Annotated in this window: 14 protein-coding genes and 1 pseudogene; 11 read left to right on the top strand and 4 right to left on the bottom strand. The window is 72.8% G+C overall.

The annotated features are described in order from the left end of the window. Positions 1 to 153, top strand: a pseudogene (locus AB0N31_RS30005) (4-hydroxy-3-methylbut-2-en-1-yl diphosphate synthase); the annotation flags it as partial. 165 nt (positions 154 to 318) lie between these two features. On the opposite strand, the gene AB0N31_RS30010 reads toward AB0N31_RS30005, so the two are convergent. Next, positions 319 to 1,056, bottom strand: coding sequence for a GNAT family N-acetyltransferase (locus tag AB0N31_RS30010; RefSeq protein WP_366061591.1), 738 nt, complete (start codon positions 1,054 to 1,056; stop codon positions 319 to 321). Between the two features lie 102 nt (positions 1,057 to 1,158). Between AB0N31_RS30010 and AB0N31_RS30015 the strand changes: the two genes are divergently transcribed. The 3 genes from AB0N31_RS30015 (at position 1,159) to AB0N31_RS30025 (ending at position 4,459) form a co-directional block, all read left to right on the top strand. Then, on the top strand, positions 1,159 to 2,007 hold the full coding sequence (locus AB0N31_RS30015; protein ID WP_366061592.1) for a GNAT family N-acetyltransferase: 849 nt from the start codon (positions 1,159 to 1,161) through the stop codon (positions 2,005 to 2,007). A gap of 106 nt (positions 2,008 to 2,113) precedes the next feature. Next, entirely contained in the window at positions 2,114 to 2,644 is a 531-nt protein-coding gene (locus AB0N31_RS30020) for a GNAT family N-acetyltransferase (RefSeq protein ID WP_366061593.1), read from the top strand. Positions 2,645 to 2,755: 111 nt separating this feature from the next. Beyond that, complete coding sequence (locus tag AB0N31_RS30025) at positions 2,756 to 4,459, top strand: proline--tRNA ligase (protein ID WP_366061594.1); 1,704 nt, start codon at positions 2,756 to 2,758, stop codon at positions 4,457 to 4,459. A gap of 202 nt (positions 4,460 to 4,661) precedes the next feature. On the opposite strand, the gene AB0N31_RS30030 is transcribed toward AB0N31_RS30025, so the two are convergent. Genes AB0N31_RS30030 through AB0N31_RS30040 form a run of 3 tightly spaced genes read right to left on the bottom strand, consistent with a single transcriptional unit; the run spans position 4,662 to position 6,754 of the window. After that, positions 4,662 to 5,555, bottom strand: coding sequence for an aminoglycoside phosphotransferase family protein (locus tag AB0N31_RS30030; protein ID WP_366061595.1), 894 nt, complete (start codon positions 5,553 to 5,555; stop codon positions 4,662 to 4,664). A gap of 36 nt (positions 5,556 to 5,591) precedes the next feature. Next, positions 5,592 to 6,128: a ferritin-like domain-containing protein gene (locus AB0N31_RS30035; protein WP_366061596.1), complete on the bottom strand. Its 537-nt coding sequence runs from the start codon at positions 6,126 to 6,128 to the stop codon at positions 5,592 to 5,594. Continuing rightward, entirely contained in the window at positions 6,125 to 6,754 is a 630-nt protein-coding gene (locus AB0N31_RS30040) for a hypothetical protein (RefSeq protein WP_366061597.1), read from the bottom strand. Before AB0N31_RS30040 ends, AB0N31_RS30035 begins: the two co-directional genes overlap by 4 nt. Before the next feature lie 259 nt (positions 6,755 to 7,013). On the opposite strand from AB0N31_RS30040, the gene rimP reads away from it, so the two are divergent. From rimP to truB, 7 genes are all read left to right on the top strand, one after another. Next, positions 7,014 to 7,541 (top strand): ribosome maturation factor RimP, encoded by a 528-nt coding sequence (rimP, locus tag AB0N31_RS30045; protein WP_366061598.1) that lies wholly within the window; start codon positions 7,014 to 7,016, stop codon positions 7,539 to 7,541. 2 nt (positions 7,542 to 7,543) lie between these two features. Next, positions 7,544 to 8,530 (top strand): transcription termination factor NusA, encoded by a 987-nt coding sequence (gene nusA / locus AB0N31_RS30050; RefSeq protein WP_366061599.1) that lies wholly within the window; start codon positions 7,544 to 7,546, stop codon positions 8,528 to 8,530. A 164-nt stretch (positions 8,531 to 8,694) separates the two neighbouring features. Beyond that, on the top strand, positions 8,695 to 8,991 hold the full coding sequence (locus tag AB0N31_RS30055) for a YlxR family protein (RefSeq protein ID WP_366061600.1): 297 nt from the start codon (positions 8,695 to 8,697) through the stop codon (positions 8,989 to 8,991). Between the two features lie 147 nt (positions 8,992 to 9,138). Continuing rightward, entirely contained in the window at positions 9,139 to 12,222 is a 3,084-nt protein-coding gene (infB, locus tag AB0N31_RS30060; protein WP_366061601.1) for a translation initiation factor IF-2, read from the top strand. A 179-nt stretch (positions 12,223 to 12,401) separates the two neighbouring features. Then, a complete protein-coding gene (locus tag AB0N31_RS30065) occupies positions 12,402 to 12,698 on the top strand; it encodes a DUF503 domain-containing protein (RefSeq protein WP_363092032.1) in 297 nt (98 codons plus the stop codon). A 44-nt stretch (positions 12,699 to 12,742) separates the two neighbouring features. Then, positions 12,743 to 13,192: a 30S ribosome-binding factor RbfA gene (gene rbfA / locus AB0N31_RS30070; RefSeq protein WP_366061602.1), complete on the top strand. Its 450-nt coding sequence runs from the start codon at positions 12,743 to 12,745 to the stop codon at positions 13,190 to 13,192. Continuing rightward, positions 13,189 to 14,094, top strand: a complete 906-nt coding sequence (gene truB / locus AB0N31_RS30075) for a tRNA pseudouridine(55) synthase TruB (protein ID WP_366061603.1) — start codon at positions 13,189 to 13,191, stop codon at positions 14,092 to 14,094. Before rbfA ends, truB begins: the two co-directional genes overlap by 4 nt. Positions 14,095 to 14,222 lie beyond the last annotated feature (128 nt).

Consider the following 14,222-nt stretch of genomic DNA (forward strand, 5'->3'; position numbering starts at 1 on the left):
AAGGGACAGATCTTCGTCAAGGGCGAGGTCATCAAGACCGTCCCCGAGTCCAAGATCGTGGAGACCCTCATCGAAGAGGCCATGAAACTGGCCGAGCAGATGGAATCCGACGGCGTGACGTCCGGCGAACCCCAGGTGTCGGTAGCGGGCTGACCCACCCGACCCCACGGCCACCACGCCCTGAGGCGCCTTGCCCCGCGGCGGCAAGGCGCCGGTGGACCGCCGCAGGCGTCCAGGGGCGCGGGAAACCGCGCGACCAGCCCCCACCCGCCCGCCCTCGGCAACCCCGCCCCCGGCAGAGCCCCTGCCGACCCCGCGTCAGCGGTGCCGCATCCACACGTTGGGCTCCTGGTACACCCCTTCGTCCGCCTCAAGGTCGACCCGCAGCACGCTCAGGCCGTCGGGGATGACGTAGTCGCCCGACTCGGGCAGCGCCAGGCCCGTCCAGCCCTCCCACTCGGCGACCGTCCCGGTCATCGTCTGGGAGGCCGGCGCCGCCGCGAGGATCTCCGCGCCGAGACGTTCGTGCGTGCGGATCCACGGGTCCAGCGCCGTACCGTCGGCGCGCCGCCACCGTATGAAGGAGTCGATCGGCGTCAGCGGATACCGCGCCTTCGTCGTCGGCCGCACCGGTGCGACGACCCGGCTCAGACCGGCCTCCCGTCCCGTTTCCCGCAGAGCGCCCAGCGCCCGCCCCGCCAGCCCCCGGCCCTTGAACGAGGGGCTGACGATCGCCCCGCAGATCACCAGGGTGTCCGGCGCGACACCCTGCTCCCGTCCCTCGACGGCCCTGGCCAGACTCCGGCTGTACCCGGAGGGGAGGTCGTCGACCCGCCCGTCCCAGCGGATCGGCACGCCCCATCCGCCGGCGACCGGCACCCCGTCCTCGTCGACGAGCAGGAGATCGAGGTCGGCGAACCACTCCCGGACCCGGCCGACGTACTCCCTGCTCACGGGGTCGGCGGTGATGAACGCCGGAAAGCCCTCGCTGAAAAGCTCCGCGAGTTGTTCCGGGGACCACGCGCGGGCGTCGCTTCGCTCGGTTCGCAAGATCATGGACCCGTTGGTGGCACAGGGCCCCCGCACGACGGGCGGCGCCGCCCAATCCCGACGGGTACAGTGCGGAGATCAGGCAGACCCCAGTGTGAGGCCCCGCACGTGTTGACGCAGACCACCTCCCGGGTCCTCGAACCGAGTGACCTGGACGCAGCCCTCGCCGTCCTCGACCGTGAACCGGTCACCAACGCCTTCGTGACCTCCCGGGTGCAGGTCGCGGGCCTGGACCCGTGGCGCCTCGGCGGCGAGATGTGGGGCTGGTACGAGGACGGCATGCTGACGTCCCTCTGCTACGCCGGCGCGAACCTGGTCCCCATCTGCGCCACCCCCCGCGCCATACGCGCCTTCGCCGACCGCGCCCGCCGGGCCGGCCGCCGCTGCTCCTCCATCGTGGGTCCCGCCGACGCCACCGCCCTGCTGTGGCGGCTCCTCGAACCGCACTGGGGCCCCGCCCGCGAGGTCCGCGCCCGCCAGCCCCTCATGGTCACCGACCGGATGCCGGGCGACATCGCCCCGGACCCGTACGTACGCCGCATCCGCAAGGACGAGATGGACACGATCATGCCGGCGTGCGTGGCGATGTTCACCGAGGAGGTCGGCGTCTCCCCGATGGCCGGCGACGGCGGCCTGCTCTACCAGGCGCGGGTCGCCGAACTCGTCGGCTCCGGCCGCTCGTTCGCCCGCCTCGACGACCGGGGCAAGGTCGTCTTCAAGGCGGAGATCGGCGCGGCCACGCCCCGGGCCTGCCAGGTCCAGGGCGTCTGGGTGGCCCCCGAGTACCGGGGGAGGGGCCTGGCCGCCCCCGGCATGGCGGCCGTACTGCGCTACGCGCTCGCGGACGTCGCCCCGGTGGTCAGTCTCTACGTCAACGACTTCAACACGACGGCGAGGCGGACGTACCGCAGGGTGGGCTTCGAGGAGGTCGGCGCGTTCATGAGCGTCCTGTTCTGAGGATCCAGGGACCGCTTCCCCCGCGCCGCCTCCGGCTCCGCCACAGGGCACGACCTGCCACATCCGCCCGGCACCCGCCGACCGGCACCCCCTGTAGGCTCCCGCCATGGACCTCGTCATCGGCCCCTTGGACCTTCCCGCCCACGTGGACGAGGCTCTCGCAGTGCAGGCCGTGGCCTTCGGGCTGGGCCCGGACGAGGTGGCCGTCCGCCGGCAGATCGTCCTGCGCCACATGACCAGCCCCGGCGCGCGGGCGTACGGGGCGACCGCGGGGGACAGACTCGTCGGCTTCGTCTACGGCATGCCCAACGACCGCGCCCACTGGTGGTCCACCGTCGTCGAGCCCTACCTGCGCGCCAACGGCACCGACTTCTGGCTCGACGACTCCTTCGTCATCACCGAACTCCACGTCCACCCCCACTACCAGAACCGCGGCGCGGGCCGCTCCCTGATCACCACGATCACCGACACCGCGACCGAGCCGCGCTCGATCCTCTCCGCGATCGACGTCGACAGTCCGGCCCGGGCGCTGTACCGCTCCCTGGGCTACCAGGACCTGGCCCGCCGCGTCCTCTTCCCCAGCGCCCCCCGCCCGTACGCCGTGATGGGCGCCCCCCTCCCGCTGCGCCGGGCGTAAACGGATTTCCGGCCGCACGGGGCTCCCGGCTAACCTCCTAGCCAGCACCCTCCCCACCCTCGGCCCGTTCCGAGCGGGGCGATTATCCCGATCGGCAGGAGTTCGTACACCATGGCCAACGCACCGGTCCAGCGCATGTCCCAGTTGATGGCGAAGACGCTGCGCGACGACCCGGCGGACGCCGAGGTCCTCAGCCACAAGCTCCTCGTCCGCGCCGGCTACGTCCGCCGCACCGCCGCCGGCGTCTGGAGCTGGCTGCCGCTGGGCAAGAAGGTCCTCGCCAACGTGGAGCGCATCGTCCGCGAGGAGATGGACGCGATCGGCGCCCAGGAGGTGCTGCTCCCCGCCCTGCTGCCGAAGGAGCCGTACGAGGCGACCGGCCGCTGGGAGGAGTACGGCCCCGAACTCTTCCGCCTGAACGACCGCAAGGGCGGCGACTACCTCCTCGGCCCCACTCACGAGGAGATCTTCACCCTGCTGGTCAAGGACCAGTGCACGTCCTACAAGGACCTGCCGGTCATCCTGTACCAGATCCAGACGAAGTTCCGTGACGAGGCCCGCCCCCGCGCCGGCATCCTGCGCGGCCGCGAGTTCCTGATGAAGGACTCCTACTCCTTCGACACCGAGGACGAGGGCCTGGCCGCGTCCTACGCCCTGCACCGCCAGGCGTACCAGAAGGTGTTCGAGCGTCTCGGTCTGGACTACCGCATCTGCGCGGCGACCGCGGGCGCCATGGGCGGCTCGAAGTCGGAGGAGTTCCTGGCCCCGGCCGAGGCCGGCGAGGACACCTTCGCGGACTGCCCGAACTGCGACTTCGCGGCCAACACCGAGGCGATCACCTACGCGTCGCAGCCGGTCGACTCCTCGGCCGTGCCCGCGGCCGAGGAGATCCCCACCCCGGACACCCCGACCATCGAGACCCTCGCCGCCTCCCTCGGCGTGCCGGCCTCCGCCACGCTGAAGAACCTCCTGGTCAAGGTGGACGGCGAGATCGTCGCCGTCGGCGTGCCCGGTGACCGCGAGGTCGACATGGACAAGGTCGAGGCGCACTTCGCGCCGGCCGCCGTCGAGCTGGTCACCGCCGAGGACTTCACCGGCCGCCCCGACCTGGTCCGCGGCTACGTCGGCCCGCAGGGCCTGGGGAAGGTGACCTACATTGCCGACCCGCGCGTGGCGCCGGGCACCGCGTGGATCACGGGCGCCAACAAGGAGCACACGCACGCGAAGAACGTCGTCGCGGGGCGTGACTTCGAGGTCGACGCCTACGTCGACGTCGTGGTCGTCCGGGAGGGCGACCCCTGCCCGAAGTGCGGCACCGGCCTCAAGCTGGACCGCGCCATCGAGATCGGCCACATCTTCCAGCTGGGCCGCAAGTACGCCGACGCCCTCAAGCTCGACGTCCTCGGCCAGAACGGCAAGCCGGTCCGCGTCACCATGGGCTCCTACGGCATCGGCGTCTCCCGCGCGGTCGCGGCCCTGGCCGAGCAGAGCGCCGACGACAAGGGCCTGTGCTGGCCCGCCGAGGTCGCCCCGGCCGATGTGCACGTGGTCGCGGCCGGCAAGGCCCTCCAGACCGAACTGGCCCTCGACGTCTCCGAGAAGCTGCGGGCGGCCGGTCTGCGCGTCCTGGTCGACGACCGGGCCGGGGTCTCGCCGGGCGTGAAGTTCACCGACTCCGAGCTGATCGGCGTACCGAAGATCCTGGTCGCGGGCCGCCGTTCCGCCGAGGGCGTCCTGGAGCTGAAGGACCGCAGGACCGGCGAGCGCGAGGAGCTGACGGTGGACGAGGCCGTCGCCCGCCTGACGACCGCGTAAGCGCGTCCCGGACCACTCGCGGACCGTTCCCCGGCCGCAGGACGTGACGGACGTCCGGCGGCGGGGGAACGGTCGTGACCACGGGGAGACGCACGCTCTCGAACGGACGGCCGTACGACGCGCCCCGAGGGGCGCGGGGAACCGCGCGGCCGGCCACCGCGCATCCGCGACGACGGACGACCCCGCCGTTCCCCCGGGGGTCCTAGACCCACCCGGCGAACTCCAGCAACAACTCCGCGTCCTTGGGCCGCCCCACGCGCAGTGCCCGCACGCCCGACTCCACCGCCCGGAACAGCGTCCACCCCCGCAACCGCTCCTGGTCCACCTCCAGCGACTCCGCGAGCCGCTTCACCCGCCGCCGGGTCGTCGCCGCCCCCGACGGGGAGGCGATCAGGTCCTCCACCCGGTCCCGGACCAGCCGCGCCAGGTCGAAGGAGCACTCGCCGACCACCGGGTCCGGCCCCACCGCCAGCCACGGCATCCGCTCACCCGCGAGCACCTTGCTCTGCCGGAACGTCCCGTGCAGCAGCCGGTGCTCGGGCGGAGCCGACAGCAGCTCCTCGCGGGCCGCGAGCGCCGCGTCGACGAGCCCGGCCACGTCCGCGCCGGCACGCGCGCGCATCACCGCGGCCTGCCGCCCGGTCCGCTCGGCCACCGTCTCGAAGGAGTGCCCGGCGGGCGGTTCCACCCACAGCCGCCGCAGCGTCCCCGCCGCCTCCAGCAGCGCCTTCGCCTCCGGCAGCGACCGCACCGACACGTCGGGGTGCAGCCGCTCCAGCAGGAGAACCCCCTCACTCGCCGGGCCCGCCACCAGCTGTACGGCGCCCAGGCCGTCCCAGTGGGCGAGCGCGGCCCGCTCCGCCTCCGGCCGGAACCGGGGCGGGGACAGTTTCAGCACGGCCGGCGTCCCGTCGGCACGCCGCACCAGCACCACGAGGCTGCTGCGGCCGCCGGGCACCTGCACCCGCTCGACGGTCAACTCGCGTAGCGCGACGGCCCGGCGGATCGTCTCCGGCAGCTTCTCCAACCAGTCGTCACCGTCCGGCGCGCTCTCGCCGAGCGCCCTGACCAGACGCTGCGGCGGTTCGAAAGCCATACGCGAGTCGTCCTCTCCTGCTGCTCCTGCTGCGGGCTACGCCGTCGGTGTGGGGGCCGGGGGCGAGGTGGGTGCCGGTGTCGCCGGGCCCGCCTCCGTCGCCGCGGGGCCGGCCCCGGTGGCGGCCGGGCCCGTCTCCGCACCGGCCCGCTCGGCGAGACCAGGGAAGGCTACGCTCCCGCCGCGCCAGCGCACCGCACGGACGGCGGCCTCCCGCAGTGCCCCGGCCGCCTCGCGGCGCCGGGCGCCGGTGGCCGCCCGGACCAGGTCCGAGTAGACCCCGGCGACGCGTTCCTCCAGCTCGACGGCGAGCCGGACCGCCGCGGCGGAGTCCGGCACCGCGAACGGCAGCGCGTACGCGGCGCTCGCGGCGATGGGCTCGGCGCCCAGGCCGCGCACCTCGCGCGCCAGCGCGTCCCGCCGCGCCCGATGCGCGTCGTACGCCGCCCGAGCCTCCGTGCGCCGCCCCTCGTCGATCCGGCCGCCGACCACCCCGTAGCCGTACACCGCCGCGTGCTCGGCGGCCAGCGCGGCCTGGAGCGCCGTGACCTCGCCGGTCTTCCGCCCGCTCATCGGTCCCCCTCCGTCAGCAGGTACGCGTGCGCCGCCCCGGCCGCCGCCACCGAGGCCAGCAGCCGGGCCAGCTCGCCCGGCACGTCCGCCAGGGCCGCGATCCTGCGGTCCGCGAGGGTCCGCTCCGCGCCGGCCAGGTCGGCGAGCGCGCCCTTCGCCGTCGCGGGGACGACGGTGGACGACGCGGACGGGACCGCCCCGGAAGCCGAGGCCGACGCCGATGCCGGTGCCGACGACACCGGGGCCGGTACAGACGCCGGGACGGATGCCGAGGCCGGCGCCGACGCGGGGGCCGAAGCCGACGGTGACGCCTTGGCGCCCCCCTCCGCGCCGCCGAACGCCGTCACATGCCGCACGACCTCCGCCCGCAGCGGTGCCAGCCGCGCCGCCAGCGCCGGATGGACGGCGAGGACGGCGTCGTAGCGCTCCACCAGTCCCGCGCTGTCCGCGGCGGCACGCGCGCGTGCAGGCTCCTGTGCGGAGACCGACGGGTCGTCGGAGGTCTTCCTCCCGGCGTCCCCCTCGCCGGAGGAGCACCCGGCCAGCAGGGCGGCCCCGGCGGCCGAGGCGAGCAGGGTTCTTCGGCGCGGCCCGGAGAGGGTGCGCACAGGCGGCGGGAACGGCACGGCAGACGTCCTCGGGGGATCTCGTACGAAAGGAACCGATCACGGGCCGCTCACGCGCGTGCAGGCCCGTGATCACCGTACCCGCGCGTCGGCCCGGCACCACTCATCGGCACCGCCCGTGCCCCGTCGGGCGCCCGAGGGGTGTCGTCGGGCGCCGGTGGGCCACTCGGTGGACGGCAACACACCCTGCGACCGGATACCCTTTGACCAGACACGCGCACCGTCCCACAACAGCACACGCGGCCGAGGAGTCACCCGGATGAGCACCACCCAGAGCGAGAGGCTGCGAGAACTGCTCGAACCGCTCGTCACCTCCCAGGGGCTGGACCTCGAAGAGATCACCGTGGACTCCGTCGGTCGCAAGAGAGTGCTGAGCGTGGTCGTCGACTCCGACACCGGAGCGGACCTGGACCAGATCGCCGATGTGAGCCGCGCGCTCTCGGCGAAGCTCGACGAGACGGACGCGATGGGCGAGGGCGAGTACACCCTCGAGGTCGGCACCCCGGGCGCGGAGCGCGCCCTCACCGAGCACCGCCACTACGTCCGTGCCACGGACCGCCTGGTGAAGTTCCAGCTCCACGAGGGCGGCGAGGTCGTCGCCCGCATCCTCGGCGTGGACGACGACGGCCTCGACGTCGAGGTGCCGGGCGTGAAGGGCCGCAGGGCCACCACGCGCAGGCTCGCCTTCGGCGACATCGACAAGGCCCGCGTCCAGGTCGAGTTCAACCGCAAGGACAAACAGGACGAGCGGGACGAGAAGGACATGAAGGAAGAGGAGGAGGCGTAGCCGTGGACATCGACATGAGCGCCCTGCGGGGCTTGGTGCGGGAGAAGGAGATCTCTTTCGACCTGCTGGTCGAGGCGATCGAGTCGGCCCTCCTCATCGCCTACCGTCGCACCGAGGGAAGCCACCGCCACGCGCGCGTGCGGCTCGACCGGGAATCCGGTCATGTGACCGTGTGGGCGAAGGAGGACCCCGAGGACCTCGAGGAGGGCCAGGAGCCCCGCGAGTTCGACGACACCCCGTCCGACTTCGGCCGTATCGCCGCCACCACGGCGAAGCAGGTGATCCTCCAGCGTCTGCGTGACGCCGAGGACGACGCGACGCTCGGCGAGTACGCGGGCCGTGAGGGCGACATCGTCACCGGCGTGGTCCAGCAGGGCCGCGACCCGAAGAACGTGCTCGTCGACATCGGCAAGCTCGAGGCCATCCTGCCGGTGCAGGAGCAGGTCCCGGGCGAGACGTACCCGCACGGCATGCGCCTGCGGTCGTACGTCGTCCGGGTGGCGAAGGGCGTGCGCGGTCCGTCCGTGACGCTCTCGCGGACCCACCCCAACCTGGTGAAGAAGCTGTTCGCGCTCGAGGTGCCGGAGATCGCCGACGGATCCGTCGAGATCTCCGCCATCGCCCGCGAGGCCGGCCACCGCACCAAGGTCGCCGTACGGTCCACCCGTTCGGGCCTGAACGCCAAGGGCGCCTGCATCGGCCCGATGGGCGGCCGGGTGCGCAACGTCATGGGCGAGCTGAACGGTGAGAAGATCGACATCGTCGACTGGTCGGACGACCCGGCCGAGATGGTGGCGAACGCCCTGTCGCCCGCCCGGGTGTCCAAGGTGGAGGTCGTCGACATGGCGGCCCGCTCCGCGCGCGTGACGGTGCCGGACTACCAGCTCTCGCTGGCGATCGGCAAGGAGGGCCAGAACGCCCGCCTCGCCGCCCGTCTGACCGGCTGGCGGATCGACATCCGGCCGGACACCGAGCAGCCCGGCGAGTGAGCCGGGGGATCACCCTCGCGGACGAACCGGGAGACCGGTCCGATGACGCGCTCGGGGAATAGATCCAAGCCGTAGCACGCTCAGATCACGTCAGTTATACGCGCGGCAACCGTTCGACCGCTGCCCCGAAGGGGTGAGGTCGCCGCGGGGAGGTAGACTTAACTGTGTCTGGCCGGACGCACACCCGAGCACGCCCCGAGCGCACCTGTCTGGGGTGCCGGGAGCGGGCGGCCAAGACCGAACTGCTGCGCATCGTGGCGATCGAGGACGCATGCGTCCCCGATCCTCGCGGTACGCTGCCCGGCCGGGGTGCGTATCTGCATCCCGCCCAGGTCTGTCTCGACCAGGCGGTACGCCGCCGGGCGTTCACGAGGGCCTTGCGAGCCCCGGGAGCGCTCGACACAAAGGTGTTGCGCCAGTACGTCGAGCAGACGACCGTTGCCGAGCAGGCAACACCGTAAGAAGGCGTCGCGCGGAACCCCCGTGCGGCTCTGGTACCCCGCGAGTTGGAAGTAGGTCGAGATTGCGATGAGCACTCGATGAGCACGCGATGAGTACGCCCATGAAGTAGCGACGGTCCGGACACACCCGGACCTAAAAGGAGCGAAGTGGCTAAGGTCCGGGTATACGAACTCGCCAAGGAGTTCGGGGTGGAGAGCAAGGCCGTCATGGCCAAGCTCCAGGAACTCGGTGAATTCGTCCGTTCGGCGTCTTCGACCATCGAAGCGCCCGTTGTCCGCAAACTGACTGACGCCTTCCAGGGCGGTGGCAGCGGCAAGTCCGCCAAGCCCGCCCCGCGCAAGGCGGCCCCCAGGCCCGCGGCGCCCTCGCCGGCGCAGGCGGCCCGTCCGGGCCCGGCCGCACCGCGGCCGGCCGCCCCCAAGCCGCCGACGGCGGCGCAGCCCGCGGCGCCCGCCGCGCCCGCGGCTCCGGCCGCCCCGTCGACCCCCTCACCGGCGGCCTCCGGCCCGCGTCCGGGCCCGCGGCCCGCGCCGCGTCCGGCCCCGGCCGCCCCGGAGTTCACCGCTCCGCCGGCGCCTCCGGCGGCTCCGGCCGCCCAGAAGCCGGCCTCCCAGGGCCCGCGTCCCGGCGCACCCCGTCCCGCCGGCCGTCCGGCCGCCGGTCAGGGTCAGCAGGGCGGTCAGGGCCAGCGCCCGGCCGCCGCGCAGGGTCAGCGCCCCGGTGGCGGCGCTCCGCGTCCGGGCGGTGCCCGTCCGGCCGGTCCGCGTCCCGGCAACAACCCCTTCACCTCCGGCGGCAACGCCGGTATGGCCCGTCCGCAGGCCCCGCGCCCGCAGGGCGGCCCCGGCGGTCCGCGTCCCGGCGGTCCCGGTGCCCCCGGCGCCGGTCCCCGTCCCCAGGCGCCCGGCGCCCAGGGCGGCGGTCCGCGTCCGCAGGCTCCGGGCGGCGCGCGTCCGTCCCCGTCCGGCATGCCCCGCCCGCAGGGCGGCGCTCCGCGTCCGGGCGGCCCGCGTCCCAACCCGGGCATGATGCCGCAGCGTCCGGCTGCCGGCCCCCGTCCCGGTGGCGGTCCCGGCGGTCGCGGTCCGGGCGGCGGCGGTCGTCCCGGCGGCGGCGGCGGTCGTCCCGGTGGTGGCGGCGGCTTCGCCGGTCGTCCCGGTGGCGGCGGCGGCTTCGCCGGTCGTCCCGGTGCTCCCGGTGCCGGTGGCGGCGGCTTCGCCGGTCGTCCCGGCGGTCCGGGCGGTGGCGGCGGTGGCCGTCCCGGCTTCGGTGGCCGTCCCGGCGGTCCCGGTGGCCGCGGTGGCACGCAGGGCGCCTTCGGCCGTCCCGGCGGTCCCGCGCGTCGCGGTCGCAAGTCGAAGCGGCAGAGGCGCCAGGAGTACGAGGCCATGCAGGCCCCGTCGGTCGGCGGCGTGATGCTGCCTCGCGGCAACGGCGAAGCCATTCGCCTGTCGCGCGGTGCGTCGCTCACCGACTTCGCGGAGAAGATCAACGCCAACCCGGCGTCGCTCGTCGCGGTCATGATGAACCTCGGCGAGATGGTCACGGCCACGCAGTCCGTCTCCGACGAGACGCTCCAGCTCCTCGCCGACGAGATGAACTACACGGTTCAGATCGTCAGCCCCGAGGAGGAGGACCGCGAGCTGCTCGAGTCCTTCGACATCGAGTTCGGCGAGGACGAGGGCGACGAGGACGACCTGGTGGTCCGTCCCCCGGTCGTCACCGTCATGGGTCACGTCGACCACGGCAAGACCCGACTGCTCGACGCCATCCGCAAGACGAACGTCATCGCGGGCGAGGCCGGCGGCATCACGCAGCACATCGGTGCCTACCAGGTGTCGACCGAGGTCAACGACGAAGAGCGCAAGATCACCTTCATCGACACCCCGGGTCACGAGGCGTTCACCGCCATGCGTGCCCGTGGTGCCCGGTCGACCGACATCGCGATCCTGGTCGTCGCGGCCAACGACGGCGTCATGCCGCAGACGATCGAGGCGCTCAACCACGCGAAGGCGGCCGAGGTCCCGATCGTCGTCGCGGTCAACAAGATCGACGTCGAGGGCGCCGACCCGACCAAGGTGCGCGGTCAGCTCACCGAGTTCGGTCTGGTGGCCGAGGAGTACGGCGGCGACACGATGTTCGTCGACATCTCCGCCAAGCAGGGTCTGCACATCGACTCGCTGCTGGAGGCCGTGATCCTCACGGCCGACGCCTCGCTCGACCTGCGGGCCAACCCGAGCCAGGACGCGCAGGGCATCTCGATCGAGTCCCGTCTCGACCGCGGCCGCGGTGCCGTGTCGACGGTCCTCGTCCAGCGAGGCACCCTGCGGGTCGGCGACACGATGGTCGTGGGCGACGCCTACGGCCGCGTGCGCGCCATGCTCGACGACAACGGCAACAACGTCGCCGAGGCGGGTCCGTCGACTCCGGTCCAGGTGTTGGGTCTCACCAACGTCCCGGGCGCCGGCGACAACTTCCTGGTGGTCGACGAGGACCGTACGGCCCGTCAGATCGCCGAGAAGCGTGCGGCCCGCGAGCGCAACGCCGCCTTCGCCAAGCGCACGCGCAGGTTCTCCCTGGAGAACCTGGACGCGGCCCTGAAGGCCGGCGAGGTCCAGCAGCTGAACCTGATCATCAAGGGTGACGCGTCCGGATCGGTCGAGGCCCTCGAGTCCTCGCTGGTCCAGCTGGACGTCGGCGAAGAGGTCGACATCCGCGTCCTGCACCGCGGCGTCGGTGCGGTCACGGAGTCCGACGTGGACCTCGCGATGGGCTCGGACGCCATCGTCATCGGCTTCAACGTCCGTGCGGCCGGCCGCGCGGCGCAGATGGCCGAGCGCGAGGGCGTGGATGTCCGGTACTACTCGGTCATCTACCAGGCGATCGAGGAGATCGAGGCGGCCCTGAAGGGCATGCTGAAGCCGGAGTACGAGGAGTTCGAGCTGGGCACGGCGGAGATCCGCGAGGTCTTCAAGTCGTCCAAGCTCGGCAACATCGCCGGTGTCCTGGTCCGCTCGGGCGAGGTCAAGCGCAACACCAAGGCGCGCCTCATCCGCGACGGCAAGGTCATCGCGGAGAACCTCAACATCGAGGGCCTGCGTCGCTTCAAGGACGACGTCACCGAGATCCGCGAAGGCTACGAGGGCGGTATCAACCTCGGAAACTTCAACGACATCAAGATCGACGACGTCATCGCGACGTACGAGATGCGGGAGAAGCCGCGGGTGTGACACCCCCGGTTCGTGCCGGCCGGCGGGGCGTCGTCCCCGCCGGCCGGTGCGGCGTTGCGGCGGCGGTGAGCGGGGAAAACCCCGTCGAGCCGCGGCCGCGATCGTTGTACCGTTCTTGATGCCCCTGTCCGTTCAGGGCAGGGTCGTCGATCCCGTACCGGCGGGTGAACCGGTTGCACATGTACGTGGGGACTCTGTCCTTCGACCTCCTCCTCGGCGACATACGTTCGCTGAAGGAGAAGCGCTCCGTCGTCCGCCCGATCGTCGCCGAGCTCCAGCGCAAGTACGCGGTGAGCGCGGCCGAGGTGGACCACCAGGACCTGCACCGCCGGGCGGTCATCGGCCTGGCCATGGTGTCCGGGGACACGGAGCACCTGACCGATGTACTGGACCGGTGCGAACGGCTCGTCGCCGCCCGCCCCGAGGTGGAGCTGCTGTCGGTCCGACGCCGTCTCCACGGCGAAGACGACGACTGACCGCACCAGAGAACGCAAGAGAAGAAAGAACGGGAGACGGACCAGTGGCCGACAACGCGCGCGCCAAGAGGCTGGCGGACCTCATCCGAGAGGTGGTGGCGCAGAAGCTGCAGCGCGGGATCAAGGACCCGCGGCTCGGCTCCCACGTCACCATCACGGACACCCGCGTCACGGGTGACCTCAGGGAGGCGACCGTCTTCTACACCGTGTACGGGGACGACGAGGAGCGGGCGGCCGCGGCCGCGGGCCTGGAGAGCGCCAAGGGCGTCCTGCGTTCCGAGGTCGGCCGTGCGGCGGGCGTGAAGTTCACGCCCACGCTGAGCTTCATCGCCGACGCCCTCCCGGACAACGCCCGCACCATCGAGGACCTCCTCGACCGGGCGCGGCAGGCCGACGAGAAGGTGCGCGAGGCGTCCGCGGGCGCCGGGTACGCCGCCGGCGCCGACCCCTACAAGAAGCCCGGTGACGACGAGACGGACGACGCCGCCGAATGAACCGGAAGCAGACCCCGCCCGACGGCCTTGTCATCGTCGACAAGCCGTCGGGCTTCACTTCGCACGACGTCGTGGCCAAGATGCGCGGGATCGCCAGGACCCGCCGCGTCGGCCACGCCGGCACCCTCGACCCGATGGCGACGGGCGTCCTCGTCCTCGGCGTCGAGAAGGCCACCAAGCTCCTCGGGCACCTCGCGCTCACCGAGAAGGAGTACCTGGGGACGATCCGGCTGGGCCAGAACACCCTGACGGACGACGCCGAGGGCGAGATCACCTCCGCCACCGACGCCTCCGGGGTCGGCCGGGACGCCATCGACGCCGGGATCGCCAAGCTGACCGGCCGGATCATGCAGGTCCCGTCCAAGGTCAGCGCCATCAAGATCGACGGAGTGCGCTCCTACAAGCGGGCCCGCGACGGCGAGGACTTCGAGATCCCCGCCCGACCGGTGACCATCTCCTCGTTCACCGTGTATGACGTCCGGGACGCCGTCGCCGAGGACGGCACCCCCGTCCTGGACCTGATCGTCTCGGTGGTCTGCTCCTCCGGCACCTACATCCGCGCCCTCGCCCGCGACCTGGGCGCCGACCTGGGCGTCGGCGGTCACCTCACGGTCCTGCGCCGCACCCGCGTCGGCCCGTACAAGCTGGACTCCGCCCGCACCCTCGACCAGCTCCAGGAGGAGCTGACGGTGATGCCGATCGCGGAGGCCGCCGCGGCCGCGTTCCCCCGCTGGGACGTGGACGAAAGGCGGGCCCGGCTGCTCCTCAACGGTGTGCGGCTGGAGATGCCCGAGGAGTACGCGGGCGCCGGCGCGGTCGGCGTCTTCGACCCCGAAGGCCGCTTCCTGGCGCTGGTGGAGGAGCAGAAGGGCAAGGCCAAGAGCCTGGCCGTCTTCGGCTGAGGCCCCCGGGGCCGGTCCGGCGGATCACACCGCGGACGCCGCGCTCTGCCCGTGGAGCGGCGGACACGGGGTCCCGCTCCGCCGCCGCTCCACGGTCCCCCCTCGGTTCCCCCACCTTCAGGATGTGC

The sequence above is a fragment of the Streptomyces sp. NPDC051051 genome (assembly GCF_040682975.1).
In the GTDB taxonomy this organism is placed as follows: domain Bacteria; phylum Actinomycetota; class Actinomycetes; order Streptomycetales; family Streptomycetaceae; genus Streptomyces.

Bases quoted from the DNA above. Each gene is read 5' to 3' on its own strand.
- AB0N31_RS30010 (WP_366061591.1), bottom strand. From the start codon at position 1,056: ATGATCTTGCGAACCGAGCGAAGCGACGCCCGCGCGTGGTCCCCGGAA.
- AB0N31_RS30020 (WP_366061593.1), top strand. From the start codon at position 2,114: ATGGACCTCGTCATCGGCCCCTTGGACCTTCCCGCCCACGTGGACGAG.
- rimP (WP_366061598.1), top strand. From the start codon at position 7,014: ATGAGCACCACCCAGAGCGAGAGGCTGCGAGAACTGCTCGAACCGCTC.
- AB0N31_RS30030 (WP_366061595.1), bottom strand. From the start codon at position 5,555: ATGGCTTTCGAACCGCCGCAGCGTCTGGTCAGGGCGCTCGGCGAGAGC.
- AB0N31_RS30065 (WP_363092032.1), top strand. From the start codon at position 12,402: ATGTACGTGGGGACTCTGTCCTTCGACCTCCTCCTCGGCGACATACGT.
- truB (WP_366061603.1), top strand. From the start codon at position 13,189: ATGAACCGGAAGCAGACCCCGCCCGACGGCCTTGTCATCGTCGACAAG.
- AB0N31_RS30025 (WP_366061594.1), top strand. From the start codon at position 2,756: ATGGCCAACGCACCGGTCCAGCGCATGTCCCAGTTGATGGCGAAGACG.
- AB0N31_RS30035 (WP_366061596.1), bottom strand. From the start codon at position 6,128: ATGAGCGGGCGGAAGACCGGCGAGGTCACGGCGCTCCAGGCCGCGCTG.